The 16,309-nt window shown below is 65.9% G+C and carries 11 protein-coding genes; 5 read left to right on the top strand and 6 right to left on the bottom strand.

What is annotated here, in order from left to right:
- Positions 1-9: 9 nt before the first annotated feature.
- The gene (locus FVD38_RS17600; RefSeq protein ID WP_147936020.1) at positions 10-2,067 is read right to left on the bottom strand and encodes a diguanylate cyclase domain-containing protein; all 2,058 of its coding nucleotides are present in this window, start codon (positions 2,065-2,067) and stop codon (positions 10-12) included.
- Between the two features lie 330 nt (positions 2,068-2,397).
- Here FVD38_RS17600 and FVD38_RS17595 point away from each other — a divergent pair, with 330 nt between their 5' ends.
- Positions 2,398-3,168, top strand: coding sequence for a DUF2243 domain-containing protein (locus FVD38_RS17595; RefSeq protein WP_147936019.1), 771 nt, complete (start codon positions 2,398-2,400; stop codon positions 3,166-3,168).
- On the opposite strand, the gene FVD38_RS17590 is transcribed toward FVD38_RS17595, so the two are convergent.
- The 3 genes from FVD38_RS17590 to FVD38_RS17580 all read right to left on the bottom strand — a co-directional run bounded on the left by FVD38_RS17590 (position 3,165) and on the right by FVD38_RS17580 (position 7,546).
- Positions 3,165-4,967: an ABC transporter ATP-binding protein gene (locus FVD38_RS17590; protein ID WP_147936018.1), complete on the bottom strand. Its 1,803-nt coding sequence runs from the start codon at positions 4,965-4,967 to the stop codon at positions 3,165-3,167. The genes FVD38_RS17595 and FVD38_RS17590 overlap by 4 nt on opposite strands.
- On the bottom strand, positions 4,957-6,717 hold the full coding sequence (locus FVD38_RS17585) for an ABC transporter ATP-binding protein (RefSeq protein ID WP_147936017.1): 1,761 nt from the start codon (positions 6,715-6,717) through the stop codon (positions 4,957-4,959). The genes FVD38_RS17590 and FVD38_RS17585 overlap by 11 nt, the downstream gene beginning before the upstream one ends.
- A gap of 100 nt (positions 6,718-6,817) precedes the next feature.
- A complete protein-coding gene (locus tag FVD38_RS17580) occupies positions 6,818-7,546 on the bottom strand; it encodes a phasin family protein (RefSeq protein WP_147936016.1) in 729 nt (242 codons plus the stop codon).
- A 184-nt stretch (positions 7,547-7,730) separates the two neighbouring features.
- On the opposite strand from FVD38_RS17580, the gene FVD38_RS17575 reads away from it, so the two are divergent.
- The 4 genes from FVD38_RS17575 to FVD38_RS17560 all read left to right on the top strand — a co-directional run bounded on the left by FVD38_RS17575 (position 7,731) and on the right by FVD38_RS17560 (position 11,246).
- Positions 7,731-9,035 (top strand): amidohydrolase family protein, encoded by a 1,305-nt coding sequence (locus FVD38_RS17575; RefSeq protein ID WP_147936015.1) that lies wholly within the window; start codon positions 7,731-7,733, stop codon positions 9,033-9,035.
- 64 nt (positions 9,036-9,099) lie between these two features.
- Positions 9,100-9,627 (top strand): GNAT family N-acetyltransferase, encoded by a 528-nt coding sequence (locus FVD38_RS17570; protein ID WP_147936014.1) that lies wholly within the window; start codon positions 9,100-9,102, stop codon positions 9,625-9,627.
- Positions 9,628-9,660: 33 nt separating this feature from the next.
- The gene (locus FVD38_RS17565) at positions 9,661-10,176 is read left to right on the top strand and encodes a GNAT family N-acetyltransferase (RefSeq protein ID WP_229493768.1); all 516 of its coding nucleotides are present in this window, start codon (positions 9,661-9,663) and stop codon (positions 10,174-10,176) included.
- Positions 10,177-10,211: 35 nt separating this feature from the next.
- Positions 10,212-11,246 carry a diacylglycerol/lipid kinase family protein gene (locus tag FVD38_RS17560; protein WP_229493766.1) on the top strand — a complete coding sequence of 345 codons (1,035 nt, stop codon included), beginning with the start codon at positions 10,212-10,214 and terminating at the stop codon, positions 11,244-11,246.
- Between the two features lie 99 nt (positions 11,247-11,345).
- Here FVD38_RS17560 and FVD38_RS17555 read toward each other — a convergent pair whose 3' ends face one another.
- Positions 11,346-14,240 (bottom strand): alpha-L-rhamnosidase-related protein, encoded by a 2,895-nt coding sequence (locus FVD38_RS17555; protein WP_147936012.1) that lies wholly within the window; start codon positions 14,238-14,240, stop codon positions 11,346-11,348.
- On the bottom strand, positions 14,237-16,090 hold the full coding sequence (locus tag FVD38_RS17550; RefSeq protein ID WP_147936011.1) for a glycoside hydrolase family 13 protein: 1,854 nt from the start codon (positions 16,088-16,090) through the stop codon (positions 14,237-14,239). The genes FVD38_RS17555 and FVD38_RS17550 overlap by 4 nt, the downstream gene beginning before the upstream one ends.
- Positions 16,091-16,309 lie beyond the last annotated feature (219 nt).

Below are 16,309 nucleotides of genomic sequence, written 5' to 3'. Positions count from 1 at the left end.
GGCGCCGGTTCAACCGTTCGCCGCCTTCAACGGCTCCCGCTCTCCCATCACGACCGACAACTCGACCTGCCCCGCGCGCCACGCATGCTCCAGGTTCTGCTCGATCGCATCGATGCTGGCCAGCCTGTCGTCGGCGAAGCCGCGTACCCCATACGCCCGGTTGCGCCCATGCGACTTGGCCAGGTACAGCGCCATGTCCACCAGGTTTACCACCCGCTCCCACGCCAGGTTCTGCTTGCCGACCGACAGCGGGAAGGGTGCATAGCCGATCGAGACGTTGACGGAGAGGGCCGTGCCGCCATGGTCGACGACGGTCGCGCCGACGCCGGCCAGGATGCGCCCGGCCACCTCGTCCAGGCCGGCCTTGCCGGCCGGCGCCGTCGGCAGGTAGGCCAGGAATTCCTCGCCGCCCCAGCGCACGATCATGTCGGTCTCGCGCAGGATCTCGCACAGGCGCGCCGCGATCGTGGTCAGCACCGCGTCGCCGGCCGCGTGGCCATAGGTGTCGTTGATGTTCTTGAAGTGGTCGACGTCGAGCAGGAACAAGGCGCCGCCGTTGTCCTGCTGTTCCGCCGCCGGCAGCGCGCGCATGTATTCCAGAAAGTGACGACGGTTATACAACCCCGTCAGCGGATCGCGCACGCTCTGCTGCTTGAGTTCACGGTTCTTTTCGTGCAGCTGGGCGTTCGCGTGGCGCACCTTGCGGTACAACAGGCCCACCACGGTTGCCGTCAGCGCGAACACCGCGACCAGCAGCCACCACACGCGCTGCTGCAGGCGGCGGTTGTCGATCTCGGTCGATTTGATCAGGTTCTCGCTGCGCAGCAGCTCGATCTGGCGCTGCTTCTTGTCGCCTTCGTACTTTTCCTGCAGGTCGAGCATCGCCTGCTGGCGGCGCCGTTCGAACAGCTCGTTCGAGATCTTGCGCTCGCGGTGGTAGGCCTGCAGCGCGCCGGGCAGGTCGCCGACGCGCTCGAGCGCGAGGCCGTACTCGACCAGGGCGTTCTGCAGTTCCGGCTTGTCGCCGATTTCCTCGTAGCCTGCCATGCCCAGTTCGATCTGGCGCTTGCCGTCGGCCAGGCGGCCGGTGCCCAGATAGGCCTGGCCCAGGTTCAGGTGCGCGGTCGCATCGAGTTTGCGGTCGTTCAGCGGACGCGCCGCCGCCACCGCCTGCTCGGCGTAGCCCGCCGCTTGCTTGTAGGCGCCGGTCTTGAGATAGAAATCCGACAGGTTGATCAGCGACACCGCGACCCGCTTGGTGGCGCCGATCGAGCGTTCCAGCGCCAGTCCTTCCTGCAGCGCGCGCAGCGCACGTTCGCGCTGGCCGGTATCGATCGCCAGCCCATACTCGGCGTTCCTGATGGTGGCCATGCGGCCGGGCGACCTGGCTTTTTCGGCGGCAGCCAGCGCCTCGTCCAGCAGGACGAAACCCTTTTCGGGCTCGCGCATCTGGGCATACAGGCGCACCAGCGAATTGAGCGCCATGACCACGTGCACCGGCTCGCCCTGTTTGCGCGCCAGTGCGGCCGCCGACTGCAGGCGCTCGAGGGCGCTCGGCAGATTGCCTTCCTCTGCATGCGATTCGCCCGACGAAATCGCGGCGCGTACGCGCAGGTCGATGTCGTCGGTGGTGTTGGCCAGCTTTTCCGCTTCCCAGACCAGGCGGTGCGCTTCACTCGGACGATGTTGGGCAAAGGCCGAATACCCTTGCATCAGGAAGCCCTTGGCCAGCGCGCCGGCATGATCATACTCACGGCCCAGTGCGATCAGCTCGTTGGCGAGCGTGAAGGACTGCCCATGGTGGCCGAGGCCGTGGCGCGCCATGGCAAGCTGGTTCAGGAACTCGATGCGTTGCGCCAGTGGCGCGTTACGGGCTTCCGCTTCGAGCGCCTCCAGCTTCGGCAGTGCGCGCTCGGGCACAAAGCGATTGAGTTCGCGGATCTCTGCAATGCGCTGCTCCAGCGGCAGGACGCCGCTGGCGAACGCCACGGGCGCCGCCACGCACAATGCCAGGGCCAGCGCGTGGAAGCGGGAGCGCGCGAATGCGCAATGCAGGACAGCGAACATGCCGTTTCTCGTCGCGCCGGGGTGGTCCGGCGGAAGTTGTTTGGGCCATTATATGGCTGTTGCAAAGTAGAAATTTCACTTTCTCTTTAATTGTCACAAAAATGACACAGCCAAATCGGGGGCGTCCCCGTGGCGCAAGGCGATTGCCCCGGGAAGCCTGTCAATCCAGGAAAAATTGCTGGAACCGCGTGTTTAGTGCGACAACAAAATATCGCCTATTGGAAGTAACCGATAGCAAAAATCACGTACCACATTGTGGCGACAACGGTGCGATCCCGATCCGCGCCGGCTCCTATACTGGGGGCCACGATTGGCGACGAGGAGAACGCGATGTGGAAGTCACCCTGGGCCAGGTGGGGCGCGACGCTGGGCTTCGCGCTGGGCGGTTTTTTCGACGGTATCCTGCTGCATCAGATCCTGCAGTGGCACCATCTCCTGAGCCTGGTGCCCGGCATCGACGACCTGCGCCTGCAGGTGCTATGGGATGGTTACTTCCACCTGCTGATGTACGTGATCGCCCTGGCCGGCCTGGTCGGGCTGTGGCGCGCGCAGCGGCGCCGCGGAGTCGATTGGGGCCGGCCGCTGGCGGGCGCAATGCTGGTGGGTTTTGGGGTCTGGCACACGGTCGACGCGCTGCTGTCGCACTGGCTGCTCGGCATCCACCGCATCCGCATCGACAGCCCGAACCCGCTGGCCTGGGATGTGCTGTGGTTGGCCGTGTTCGGCATTGTGCCGTTGGTGCTGGGCTGGCGCTGGCTGCGCCGCCAGGGCGGCGGCGGCGGTGGGATGCAAAATGTGACCAAGGCGACCGCGGCGCTGGCCCTGCTGGCGGCCGGCACGGCCGGCGCCGGCGCCTGGGCGCTGATGCCGCCGCCGGGGCAAGACCTGACCACCGTCGTATTCCACCCCGGCGCCGGCCCGCGCGAAGTGTTCGCGGCGCTCGACGCGGTCGACGGTCGGCTCGTATGGAGCGACCGCGCCATGGGCGTGGTGGTGATGGCGGTGCCGGAATCACGCCGCTGGGATCTGTACCGGCACGGCGCGCTGCTGGTGAGCGGCAGCGGTGCGCCGGCCGGTTGTTTCAACTGGAGTCGAATCTAGACTGCGATCTGCTGCAACAGATACAGCCGCTGATACAAGCCGCCCTCGATCCGCATCAGCTCCTCGTGCGGCCCGGCTTCCGTGATCTTGCCGTGGTTGAGCACGATGATGCGGTCGGCTTCGCGGATGGTCGACAGGCGGTGCGCGATGGCGATGATGGTCACCTTGCCGCGCAACTCTTCCAGCGCTTCCTGCACGATTTGCTCGGTGGCGCTGTCGATGCGCGAAGTCGCCTCGTCCAGCAGCAGGATCCGCGGCTCGCCCGCCAGCGCACGCGCGATCGCGATCAGCTGCTTCTGGCCGGACGACAGGCGCGAGCCGCCTTCGCCCAACTGGGTCTCGTAGCCGTCTTCCAGCGCTTCGATGAAGTCGTGGGCGTGGGCCGCGCGCGCCGCCGCCTGCAGGCGGGCGAAGGAAAGGCCGCGGCCCATGTCGATGTTTTCACGCGCAGTGGCGGCCAGGATGAACGGGTCTTGCGGCACCAGGCCGACTTCGTTGCGGAAGCGCTCATTGCCGATGCCGGCCAGCGGCAGGCCGCCGATCTCGATGCTTCCCTTGTCGGCTACGTAGTAGCGCAGCAGCAGCGACAGCAGGGTCGACTTGCCGCTGCCGGTATGACCCACGATGCCGAAGAAGGCGCCTTGCGGCACGTCGAGCGACAGGTCGTGCAGCACCGGCTGGCCCGCCACGTAGGCGAATTCCACATTACGCACCCGCACCGCCGGCGCAGTCGACGAGAAGACGCTGTCGTCGTGGGCGCGCTTGGGATCGTGTTCCGGCGCGCCCGCTTCGTCGAGCAGCGTGTTCACGCGCGCCGCCGCCACCACCGCCTGTTGCAGGCCGCTGAACTGCATCGTGATCTGGATGAGGGGTTCCACCACGCGCGCGATATAGCTCACAAAAGCGTACAGCACGCCCACCTCGACCGCGCCGACTTCGCGCTGGCCGAAGGCGAAGATCACCAGCGCCAGCAGGGCGACGTTGAGCAGGTCGAGCGCGGGCCGCAGCAGGAAGGCGTTGGCGCGCAGCTCGGCCACGCGCGCCGTGTAGTGGTTGCGGTTGGTGCCCAGGAAGCGCTCGCCGAAACGCACTTCGGCATTGCTGGCTTGTAGCACGCTCATGCCGCCGATCGACTCGGCCATCTGGGCATTGATGTCGCTGCGCAGCGCGCGCGCCCGCGTCACCGCCGGCGCCGACAGGCGCTGGTAGAGCCAGACGATGCCCACCACCGCCGGCACCAGCGTCAGCACGATCAGCATCAGGCGCCAGTCGAGCCAGGCCATCGCGATCATGGTGCCGATCAGGACGATCGAATTGTCGAGCATGACGTACAGCACCTGGATGTACAGGGTCTTGACCGCCTCGGTGTCGTTGGTCACGCGGCTGACCAGCTGGCCGGTGATGGCGCGGTCGAAGAAGGCCATCGGCAGCCGCAGCACGTGGCCATAGACCCATTCGCGCAAGCGCTGCACCGAGCGCATCGCCAGGCCCGACAGGCGGATCAGCTGCAGGTAGCGCACCCAGCTCGAGATCCAGCCGGTGACGACCAGGCCGCCCAGCAGCAAGGTCATTTGCGTCCAGTCGAGGTTGCGCGGCAGCAGGTGGTCGTCGATCAGGGCCTTGCCCAGCAGCGGGCCCAGGACTTCGAAGGCCGCGGCCAGGATCAGCCACAGCGTGGCGACGGCCAGGTGGCGTTTTTCGGGCGCGGCGGCGCGGCGCAGCAGGCGCGTGGCGAGCTTCGCCTGGTTGCGCAGTTCGCCGCGTTCCACGGACTTGTCTGGGCTTGCGTCAGATGGCATCGAGGCTGGCCTCCAGTTGTTGGTAGCGCCACTGGCTGGCATACCAGCCATCCAGCGCGAGCAGTTGATCGTGGGTGCCCGCTTCGACCACGCGGCCGGCCTTGAGCACGACGATGTGGTCGGCCGCGACCACCGCCGACAGACGGTGGCTGGCGATGATGGCGGCGCGTCCTGGCTGCGCCTGGCGCAGCTCGGCCAGGTGCTCCAGGATGCGGGTCTCGGTGCCGGTATCGACCGCCGACAGGGCGTCGTCCAGCAGCAGCAGGCGGCTCTCGGCCAGCAGCGAGCGCGCGATCGCGACCCGCTGGCGCTGGCCGCCCGACAGCGTAATGCCTTTTTCGCCGACCGGGGTGTCGTAGCCGTGTGGGAAGCGCAGGATGTCGTCGTGGATGTCGGCCATCTGCGCCGCCGCGATCACCTCGGCGCGCGAGGCGCCGGGACGGGCCAGCGCGATGTTCTCGGCGATCGTGGCCGAGAACAAAAAGGATTCTTGCGGCACCCAGCTGGTCGCGCTGCGCAAGGCCGACAGGCGATAGGCGTCCAACGCCTGGCCGGCCCATTCGGCGCGGCCGGACTGCGGCGTGGCCTGGCGCAGCAGCACCCGCAGCAGGGTCGACTTGCCGGAACCGGTCGGGCCGACCAGGCCCAGGGTCTGGCCCGGCTCGAGCCGCAGCGACACGCCATCGAGCGCCGGCGGCTGCAGATTGCCCTGGCCGCCATAGGCGAAGGTGACCTTGTCCAGCACCAGCGGGCCCTGGCCGACCTGTTCGACCGTGCCGGTGTCCTCGACCGAGAGCGGGGCGTCGAGCAGCGGTTGCAGGCGCGCCAGGCCGGCGCGGCCGCGTTCGATCAGGGTCAACACCCAGCCGGCCGCAAACATCGGCCAGATCAGCTGGCCCAGGTACATCGTGAAGCTGGTCAGGGCGCCCACGGTGAGCTCGTTCTGCCACACCAGGTAGCCGCCCAGGCCGAGCGTGAGGCCGGTGGCGGCGGTGAGCGTGAGGCCGACCGCCGGCTCGTAGGCGGCTTCCCATTTCTGCGCCGTCAGGCTGGCTTGCGCGGCATTGCCGGCCAGCTCGCCGAACTGGTTCGCGCTGCGCCCTTCGAGGCCCAGGGCGCGCAGGGTGCGCACGCCGGACAGCGACTCTTGCACGTGGTCGTTGAGGGCCGAGAAGCGCTTGAGCGCATCGCCTTCGGCGGTGTGGATATGGGTCGAGATGTACCAGAACGCGAGCCCCATCAGCGGGAACGGCAGCAGCGCGACCAGGGTCAGGCGCCAGTCGACGCCCAGCATCATGATCCCCAGCACCATCACCAGGGTCAGCGTGCCGTCGAAGGCTGCCAGCAAGGCTTCGCCGGCCGCCATCTCGATGGCGTCGATGTCGTTGGTGGCCAGCGCCATCAGGTCGCCGGTGCGCTGGCGCTGGTAGAAGGCCGGGCCTTGCGCCGCCAGGCGCGCGTACAGGCGGGTACGCAGCTCGACGCCCAGGTTGTAGGCGGCCGAATACAGCCGGATGCGCCAGCAGACCCGCAGCACGTAGATCGCCACGCCCAGCGCGACCAGTTCGGCGATCCCGAGCAGCAGGTCGTGCTGGCCGAGGCGGTTGGCGGCGAGGGCGTCGACCATGGCGCCGACCTTGCGCGGGATAAGGACGGTGCAGATCGCGACGCCGACCAGCATCGCGGCCGACGAGGCATAGGATTGCCAATGTCGGCGCACGAAGCCGCCGATCAGCCTGGACAAACTCATTCGAAATCCTTGGAAATGCGCCCGAAAAAAAAGCGGGCCAGAGCCCGCTAGTGTAGTCGTTTTGCCTATCCGGCGCATTTCGCTGCGCTATTTCGCCATCCTATTTGCGGCGCTTCGACGACGTGCCGATGCGGGTGACGGTGGCCGAATCCTTGTCTTCGACCGGGGCCGCAAGCGGTTGCGGCACCGCGGCCGCTTTCGAGGCGCCTTTGCCGACGGCCTTGGCGATCGGCTTCTGCTCGGACACGGGAACAGGCTCTTCGAGGACAGTCGCCTGCACCTCTGCCGCCGTCGCAATCGGCTCGGCTTGCTCGACTACGAATGGCTCCGGCGCGGCTGCCGGTTCGGGTATCTGCTCGGCAGCCTGCTCGATCTGCTCAGCTGCTTTCTCGGTGACCTTTTCGGCAGCCTGGACAGCCTCCTTCGGCGCTTCCTGCACGGCCTCGGCAATCAGCGCTGTCTGAACGACCGGCGCGACGGCGGCAGGGGATGCTGCTTGGGGCGCGATCGTGCGTAAGCCGTATGGCTGGGCATTGGCGGTGATGTTGGCCAGTTCGCGGCCGTAGTTGAACAGGCTGCGTACCTGTTCTTCGGCGTGGGTGCGCAGTACCAGCAGGTCGCGCGGCTGGGTTGCCCCGATCAGCTGGCGCAGGGTGTGCGAGGAGCGCTCGACCGAATCGCGCGAGGCCGACAGGTTGAGCGACATGAGACGGCTGGCGTTGTCCAGCGCCTGCGTGGCGAAAGTATTGAAGAAGCGGAACTGCGCATCCAGCTGGGCGCTCAGTTGCCTGGTAGATGCTGCGGACAATTGCTCGGGAAGTGAAGTCATTGGATTTCCTATCGGTCAGTATGGCGCGCTGCAATATCGACCAGTGTAACCACGATTTGCGGGTGTTGCAACGCACAAAGGTGGCTTATTTACTAAGGGTAATATTGCATCGCAGCATTGTTTGATTTAGCTCAAGAAGCGTGTTCCTGAATTGCTACAATGACCAATCAAGGATGGAGTTGATATGGACCTCGTGATTCGCAATGCGACGCTGCCCGACGGCCGGCGAGACATCGACATCGGCATCGCCGACGGCCGCATCGCCGCCCTCGAGCCGCGCTTGGCGGCCAGGGGCGCGCGCGAAATCGATGCCGCCGGCGACCTGGTCAGTACGCCCTTCGTCGACGCCCATTTCCATATGGATGCGGTGCTGAGTTATGGCTTGCCGCGCGTGAATTGCAGCGGCACTTTGCTCGAAGGTATTGCGCTGTGGGGCGAGCTCAAGCCCACGCTGACCCAGGACGCCCTGGTCGAGCGCGCGCTGCGCTATTGCGACTGGGCGGTGGCGCGCGGCCTGCTGGCGATCCGCAGCCATGTCGACGTCTGCGACGACCGCTTGCTGGCGGTGGAAGCCCTGCTGGAAGTCAAGCGCCGGGTGGCGCCGTATCTCGACCTGCAACTGGTCGCTTTTCCGCAGGATGGCCTGCTGCGCAGCCCGACCGCCTTCGACAACCTGAAGCGCGCGATCGACATGGGTGTGGACGTGGTCGGCGGCATCCCCCATTTCGAGCGCACCATGGCGCAGGGCGCCGAGTCGGTGCGCCTGCTGTGCGAATTCGCGGCCGAACGCGGCTTGCGCGTGGACATGCACTGCGACGAGAGCGACGATCCGCTGTCGCGCCATATCGAGACGCTGGCGCATGAGACCCTGCGCCTCGGCCTGCAGGGCAGGGTGGCCGGCTCGCACCTGACCTCGATGCACTCGATGGACAATTATTATGTGAGCAAGCTATTGCCGCTGATCGCGGAAAGCGGCGTGGCGGCGATCGCGAACCCGCTGATCAACATCACCCTGCAGGGCCGCCACGACACCTATCCCAAGCGGCGCGGCATGACCCGCGTGCCAGAGCTGATGGCGGCCGGCGTCGACGTCGCCTTCGGCCACGACTGCGTGCTCGATCCCTGGTACGGCATGGGCTCGGGCGACATGCTCGAAGTGGCGCATATGGGCCTGCACGTGGCGCAGATGACGGGGCTGGAGGCGATAGAGGCCTGCTTCGACGCGATCACCGCGACGCCGGCGCGCATCCTCGGCCTCGAGGGCTATGGACTGGCGCCGGGCTGCCATGCCGACCTGGTGATCCTGGACGCCGGTTCTCCGGTCGAGGCGATCCGCCTGCGCGCGGCGCGCCGGCTCGTGCTGCGGCGCGGCCGGGTGGTGGCCGAGGCGCCGGCCGCCGCCAGCCGCCTGTATCTCGACGGAAGGCCCGATGGCGTCGACTTCCGGATGCTCCAGGGCAACAAGCCCGAAAATCCGGGGGCTCCGTGATTATTTGTGAGTTTTCAGGCAAAATAACTGACCGCCGGGTTCTGGCATTTGCATACTGACCGTTGTGAGAGATATTGAAATCCGTCCCGCCGTCGAAGCCGACTTCGAGGCGATCTGGACCATTTTTTGCGCCCACGTGGTGGCCGGTGAAAGCTACGTCTTCACCACCGCCACCTCGCGCGAGGCCGGCCATCATTACTGGCTGGGCCAGGGTGTGAGCAGCTTCGTCGCCGTGAGCGCGGCGGGGCGGGTGCTGGGCATGTACCGGCTGGTGCCGAACCAGGTCGGACGCGGCCACCACGTGGCCAACGCCTCGTATATGGTCAGCCCGTCGGCGCAAGGCGCGGGCATCGGCCGCCAGATGGGTGAACACAGCCTGAACGAGGCGCGCAGCCTGGGCTTCCTGGCGATGCAGTTCAACCACGTGGTCAGCACCAATGCCGCCGCCATCGGGCTGTGGAAGAAACTGGGCTTTTCCATCGTCGGCACCCTGCCCAAGGCTTTCCGCCATAAGCGGCTGGGCTATGTCGACGCCTATGTGATGTACCAGCTGCTGCAGGACCCCGACCACTGGCCGACCGCGGACGAGTAGTAGAACTTAGCTAAGCGCGATATGATCCCGGCCATGACCGAGATCCTCACCACCGACCGCCTGCGCCTGCGCCTCGTCACCGAGGACGACGCCCCGTTCTACCTGGCGCTGGCCAACGACCCCGCCTTCATCGAGCACATCGGCGACCGCAAGCTGCGCACCGTCGACGCCGCGCGCCGCGGCCTGGTCGAGGGGCCGATCGCGATGCAGGAGAAATACGGCCATTCGCTGTACCTGGTCGAGCGGCTGGCGGATGGCGCGCCGATCGGCCTGTCCGGGCTGGTCAAGCGCGACACCCTGGAGCACGTGGACATCGGCTATGCCTTCCTGCCCGCGTACCGCGGATGCGGCTATGCCTTCGAGGCGGGGCAGGCGGTGGTGGGTCTCGCAGTGCGGCTGGGCATCCGGCGCCTGGCGGCGATCGTCTCTCCCGGCAATGCGGCCTCGATCGCGCTCCTGCAGCGCCTGGGACTGCGCCTGGAACGCCGCGCCAGCCTGGCTCCCGGCCAGCCCGAGGTGGACGTCTACCTGGCCGATCTGGATGGTTGAGTAGCGCACCTTGTGCGGGTATTGACGATGGTACGATGGCGCATCTCCAACGCCTGCTGACCGAAACGACACCGATGCCATCCAATGAGTTGCCGCCAGACGCCCATTTCTACATTGTCTTGAATGCCGGTTCCGGGCATTCCGAGACCGAGGAGCGCATCTCGACGATCCGCGAGGTCATCGACCAGTCGGGCCGGGTCTGCCACCTGGAAGTGGTCGAAGATCCAGAGAGACTGGAAAACATCGCGCGCGAAATGGCCGCCAAGGCCCTTGCTGACGGCGGCGTACTGGTCGCGGCCGGCGGCGACGGCACCATCAACACGGTGGCGCACCAGGCGGTGCTGGCCGGCTGCCTGTTCGGCGTGCTGCCGCAGGGAACCTTCAATTACTTTGGCCGCACCCACGGCATTCCGGAAGACCTGGCCGAGGCGGTGTACGCGATGCTGCGCGCCGAGGTGAGGCCGGTGCAGATCGGCATGCTCAACAACAAGATCTTTCTGGTCAATGCCAGTGTGGGCTTGTATCCGGCGCTGCTCGAGGCGCGCGAACACGACAAGCGCGAATATGGCCGCAGCCGCCTCGTCGCCTTCCTGTCGGCGATCAAGATGGCGCTGCGTCCACACCGCCACCTGCGCATTACGCTCGAACTCGACGGCAAGCAAAAACACCTACGCACCACAACTTTGTTCGTGGGTAATAATCGCCTGCAGATGGAGCAGGTCGGGATGGAAGGCCTGACCGAGGCGGTGGAAGAAGGTCAGCTGGTGGCGCTGGCGCCCAAGCCGATGGGCAAGCTCGGGCTGCTGGGCCTCTTGATCCGCGGCGCTTTTGGCAAGCTCGGCGCGGGCGACGACGTCATCGCCTTCGCGTTCAAGAGCATGACGGTGCGCACGCCGTCGTTCTATGGCCGCAAGCGCCTGAAGGTGGCGGCCGACGGCGAGGTGAGCAAGATGGCTACGCCGTTCGAATTCAGGGTGCTTGAAGGGCGGCTCAAGCTGCTGGTGTCTTCCAGCGGACGCGGTGAGCCGAGGCCCGTGGAGAGTGCGGGCGGCACGTTCGAGACTGCCTGAAGCCTGAGCGTCAAGCTAACGATTACCTTCTTTGCTGACGCCAGCACGTCGTTCCCGCCTTCGCGGGAACGACGTGGTAGCTGACTATCTGGCCGGGCTTTACTTCACCCGCAACAAGCGCACCCCATAAATATCGAACCGGTTCGACGTCTCCGCGCCGCCGGCGCCGGTGAAGCTGCGGTTACTGTCGAGATAACTCATATTGTAGAAGTCCGTCATCTCGAGACGGTAGCTGCCCGCCTTGATGCGCGCCGCCAGCGGCGTCGAGTACACGCTCGGCGTATCCTTCTGCAGCAGCGGCGCATGCGGCAGCTGGATCACGCCCTGGGCCACGACCTTGCCACTGCCATCCTTTAGCGCCAGCCATTTCACGCCGCCGCTGATGCCCAGGTTCACCTGGTTGGCACCGTTGTGGTAACGCACCTGGATGCGGTAATCGCCAGCTCGCTCGATGCGGATGCCGTCGACGGCGAAGCGGTCGTCCGGCTTGCCCCAGTCCTTGAGGTGAGCCTGCGTGAAGCGCGCATCGGGTGCTGTCACCTTCAGGTTCGCGTGTACACGCGCATCGGTTACGGGAATCTCGATACCCGCATCGACGCAGCGCGGCTGGCTGTGGTGGCTGACGTTGCCGCTGTCGGTGTACAAGGCTTCGATCGCATAGCATGAGGTGGCGCCTGCCTTGCGATCGACCCAGGCCCCGGCCGGCAGCTTGTCGGCCACCAGCTTGCCGTCGCGGTAGACGCGGTAGCTCACGTTGGCGGCGTTGCCGTTGGCGCCGATCTGCAAGGTGACAGGGCCCGAGGCTGCGCGCGCCAGGCTGTCGATGGTCGGCTCGCGCGGGCCGAAGACGGCGCTTGCTTCTTCATAGGGATTGGCGTTGACGCGGCGGATGTCCTGCTGGCCGGCCACCAGATTGCCGAGAACGATCTCGATGCGGTTGCTGTCAGCCAGTGCGTCCAGGTGGATCGCGCCGCTGACCTGCTTGCCATTCAGGACGATGCGCTCGACAGCGTAATAGCCATCCTTCTCGCTCGCGGCAGGCAGTTGCAGGCGCACGTCGATGCGCTTGCCGTGCAGGCGCAGGTCGTGCAGTGCGATCTCGTTCGTGCCACCGAAGGTCTCGCGGCGCAGTTTCGCTGTCACGAAAGGCTTCAATGCGATGCCGTCGTCCAGCGTCTCCACGCCGAACACATTCCCGATCACCATGCCGAGATAGCCGCCGACCGACCACAGCTGGCGGCGCGAGTTGATCACCGGACCGCTCAGCCCCGGGTTGTCCTCGTCGAGCAGCAGCGGCTGGCCGGACAGCCACTCGAGGTTTTCCATATTCGACAGGTTCACCGCCGCGCCGCGCATCAGCCCAGCGTAGGCCACGTCGGCCACCGCCGCGTTCTTGCCCTGTGCCGCCGCGCGCAGGCCATAGGCGGTCACGAACGGCCAGCTCGAGCGATTGTGATACACCGGCGCGCCAATCTGCTGCGGCCAGATCATTGGGGCACCCAGCGGACCATGCGGATAGCGTGCCAGGATCGAGCGCGCCTGGCGCTCGTCGGCCACGCCGCTGACGATGGCCAGCGCCTGGCCCAGCCAGTCGAACTTGTGCAGCGGCGCGTCGTCCAGGTGGCCGGCAGTGAGGCTGCTGTACATGCCAGCGTCTTTCAACCACAGGCGCTCGTTGATCGCCCGCTTCAGTTCTTGCGCCCAGCGCGTGTAGCGCTGCGCCTTGTCGTCATCCTTGTGCTCGCGCGCCAGTTTCGCGGCCAGATTCAGCGCCTGGTAATACACGACGTTGGTCGACAGCGCCTTGGAACTGGCCATCGAGGCCAGGTCGCCCGGGATCCAGGCGGCGTAGGTCTGGTCGCGCCAGTCGAGGAAGGATTCCTCGCCCGTGTACAGGCCGGACACCGGATCGAAGGCCGCCACGCGATCGATCTCGATCGTGTTCGCCAGCGCCTTCAGGGCGCGCGCGGCGAACGCGGCGCGTTCGGAAACGGGCAGGGTGCGCAGCGTTTCCTCGGCCGCCAGGGCCCAGGTCAGCCTGTCGGTGCTGACCGGCCAGCTGCCGCCGCTGCCGGTGTCCTGCACGATCTGCAGGCCGTCCGGCGTGCCCGGGATCTGCGGCGCGGCGGTGATGTCCGGACGCCAGCCCGAGAGCTTGAAATCCAGTGAATTGCGCACCCGCTGCGGGTCGAGCAGGGCCAGGCCCAGGTCGGCCGCATACGACAGGTCGCGGGTCCAGACATAAGCCCATTTCTCGCCGGTGGCGAAGCACGCGCAGTCGATCGCATTGCCGCCGTTGTAGTTGCCGTCATTGATCTGGCTGACCGAATTCTGGCGCATCTCGCGGCCGGCCATCGCGAACAGGGCGTCGAAGGCCAGGTTGCCGCTGCGTACGCGCGGCAGGCCCTCTTCTTCGGCATATTTGACGTGCTGCGGACCGGGGTCGCGCAGCAGCATGGTGCTCGACTGGACGTAGCGGCGCAGCGGCGCATCCGCATCCGGCGTCGAGTAGCGCACGGTTTCCATCTTGCCGTCCCAGGTCGGCCATTGCTGGCTTGCCTGGGCCGCGTGGCCGGCATGCGGATCGGGGCCGGCGCCACGCTGGGTGTCGGCGATGCGCGCCACCTTCAGCACGGGTTTTGCGCGATCGCGCGCGTCGATCGTGAAGCGGTAGGTGCCCGGCTGGCGCACGAACAGGAAGGTCTCGGGACCGGACTGCCGCTCCAGGCGGTAGTCGGTATCCGGCCTGACGCTGGTGCTTTTATCGGGATCGATCACCCACTCGGCGCTCCAGTCGCCCGTCCCCAGCTTGAAGGCGTGGTTGCCGGGCATGACCTCGACGTCGGCCTGGTAGATGCCATCGCCCCTGGCCGCCAGCGGACTGGCGGTGCCCCAGCCATTGAAGGCGCCGCGCACGTACAGGCCGTCGACGTTCTGGGCGAGAACAGACCCGCAAGAGAGCAGGGCGGCGAGGGCGATGGCATGGCGCTTCATCGTGGCGCGTCCAGTTCGAGGAGGACTGCGGCACGTGCGGGAAGCACCAGCTTCTCGCGCAAGTCATAGGTCTTGCCGGTCAGCGCGTCGGTGCCGCTGGCCACGCCGGAGAGCATTTCGCGAAAGCGCACGACGTCCAGCGACATCTCCTTGGCGTTGTTGTTGAAGGCGACCAGCACCTTCTTGTCATCGTTGTAGCGGAAGTAGACCCAGGTGTTGTCCTGCGGGCCGTAATGCATCATCTTGCCGCTGTGGATGACCGGCTGGCCCTTGCGCCAGTTGGCCAGCTTGCGCACGAAATCCTGCGCATTGCGCTGCTTGGACGTGAGACCGATACCCTTGAACGCATCGATCTTGTCGCCCGCCCAGCCGCCCGGGAACGGGGTGCGGTAGGTGGCATCGTTGCGCTCGCCGACGGCGCTGGTCATCAGGATTTCGTCGCCCGTGTAGAACTGCGGAATACGCGGCGCCGTCATCATGAAGATCATGGCCATGCGGTACTTGTCGAAGTCTTCGCCCACTTCGCTGTAGATGCGTGACATGTCGTGGTTGTCCGCGAACAGCACCAGGTTGCCCGGCTCCGGATACAGGTAGTCGAGCGACAGCGTCTCGTAGACGTCGGTGAAGACGTTGCCGCCTTTTTTATCGGCCAGCGCCTTGCGCATCGCCTCGGCCACCGGGAAGTCCATCAGGCTCGGGGTGTAGGCCTGGTAGCCGTCGAAGTTCTGCTTGCCGCGCTGCCAGTAGGCCACCACCGGCACCTTGGTGCTCCACTCTTCGCCGACCAGGTTCAGGTTCGGGTACTCCGTCATCAGGCGCTTCGTGTACTCGCCCAGGAAGGCCTTGTCCGAATAGCCGAAAGTGTCGATGCGCAGCCCGGAAAGACCAGCGTACTCGATCCACCAGATATTGTTCTGGATGAGGTAGTTCGACACCAGCTGATTGGACTGGTTCATGTCGGGCATGCTCTTGACGAACCAGCCGCGCGTGAAGTTGTCGGCGTCTTCCTTCGAGCCGTATGGATCCTGCACCGCCGTGTGGTAGTGGTGGGTCGGCACGAACTTGTCGCTGTAGTTGATCCAGTCCGGCGTCGGCAAGTCCTTCATCCACCAGTGGTGGCTGCCGATGTGCGACAGCACCACGTCCTGGATGATGCCGATGCCGTGTTTTTTCGCTTCCTGCGACAGGCGCTTGAAGTCCTCGTTGCTGCCGTAGCGCGGGTCGATCTTGTACAGGTCGGTCGCCGCATAGCCGTGGTAGGAGTAGCCCGGCATATTGTTTTCGATCAGCGGCGTCGGCCACAGCTGGGTGAAGCCCAGGCCGGCGACGTAGTCGAGGCGGTCGATGATGCCCTTGATGTCGCCGCCGTGGCGGCCCAGGCCACCCTTGCGGTCAAGCTTGTCGGGCATGCCCTCGACGCTGTCGTTGGACGGGTCGCCGTTGGCGAAGCGGTCCGGCATGATCTGGTAGATCGCGTCCTTGCTGCTGAAACCCTGGCGCTCGCCCGAGCCGGCTTCGCGCTCCAGCAGGCGATAGGTGTAGCTGGCCGTGCGGTTGGCGCCCTTGAAGGCGATGTCGAAGCTGCCTGGCTTGACCTTCGGGTCGAGCACCAGGTCGATGAACAGGTAGTTGCGGTTCGGGGTGCGGGTGACCGAGGCGATGCGCACGCCCGGATACGCCAGCGACGGGTCCAGGTCGGCGATCTTGTCGCCATACACCATCAACTGCACCTGGGCGTGCTGCATGCCGGCCCACCAGAAGGGCGGCTCCATGCGGGCGATGTCGGGAGTCTGGGCGTGGACGGCAAGCGAAGCGCCGCCGAGCACGATGCTGGCGAGGAGTTGTCTCATGATTATTGAGCGCCGTTACCGCTATCAGCTGTTCAGGTAGTAAGACTACAAAACCATGCAGGATGACTACGGAGTTGGCGCGAAATGTTGTTGTGTTGGCGAAAGAGTACTATAGAAAATGACCGCTAACAATCAATACACCCCGACCCGTCTCTAGTGGAACTACACGGAAACGCGGTCGATGAATCTTAAGATTTCCTTTAGAAACAGTACGAAATC

Source organism: Massilia arenae, from assembly GCF_008014745.1.
In the GTDB taxonomy this organism is placed as follows: domain Bacteria; phylum Pseudomonadota; class Gammaproteobacteria; order Burkholderiales; family Burkholderiaceae_D; genus Telluria; species Telluria arenae.
The sequence above is the reverse complement of the archived record's forward strand: the minus strand, read 5'-3'. Positions and strand labels throughout refer to the sequence as shown.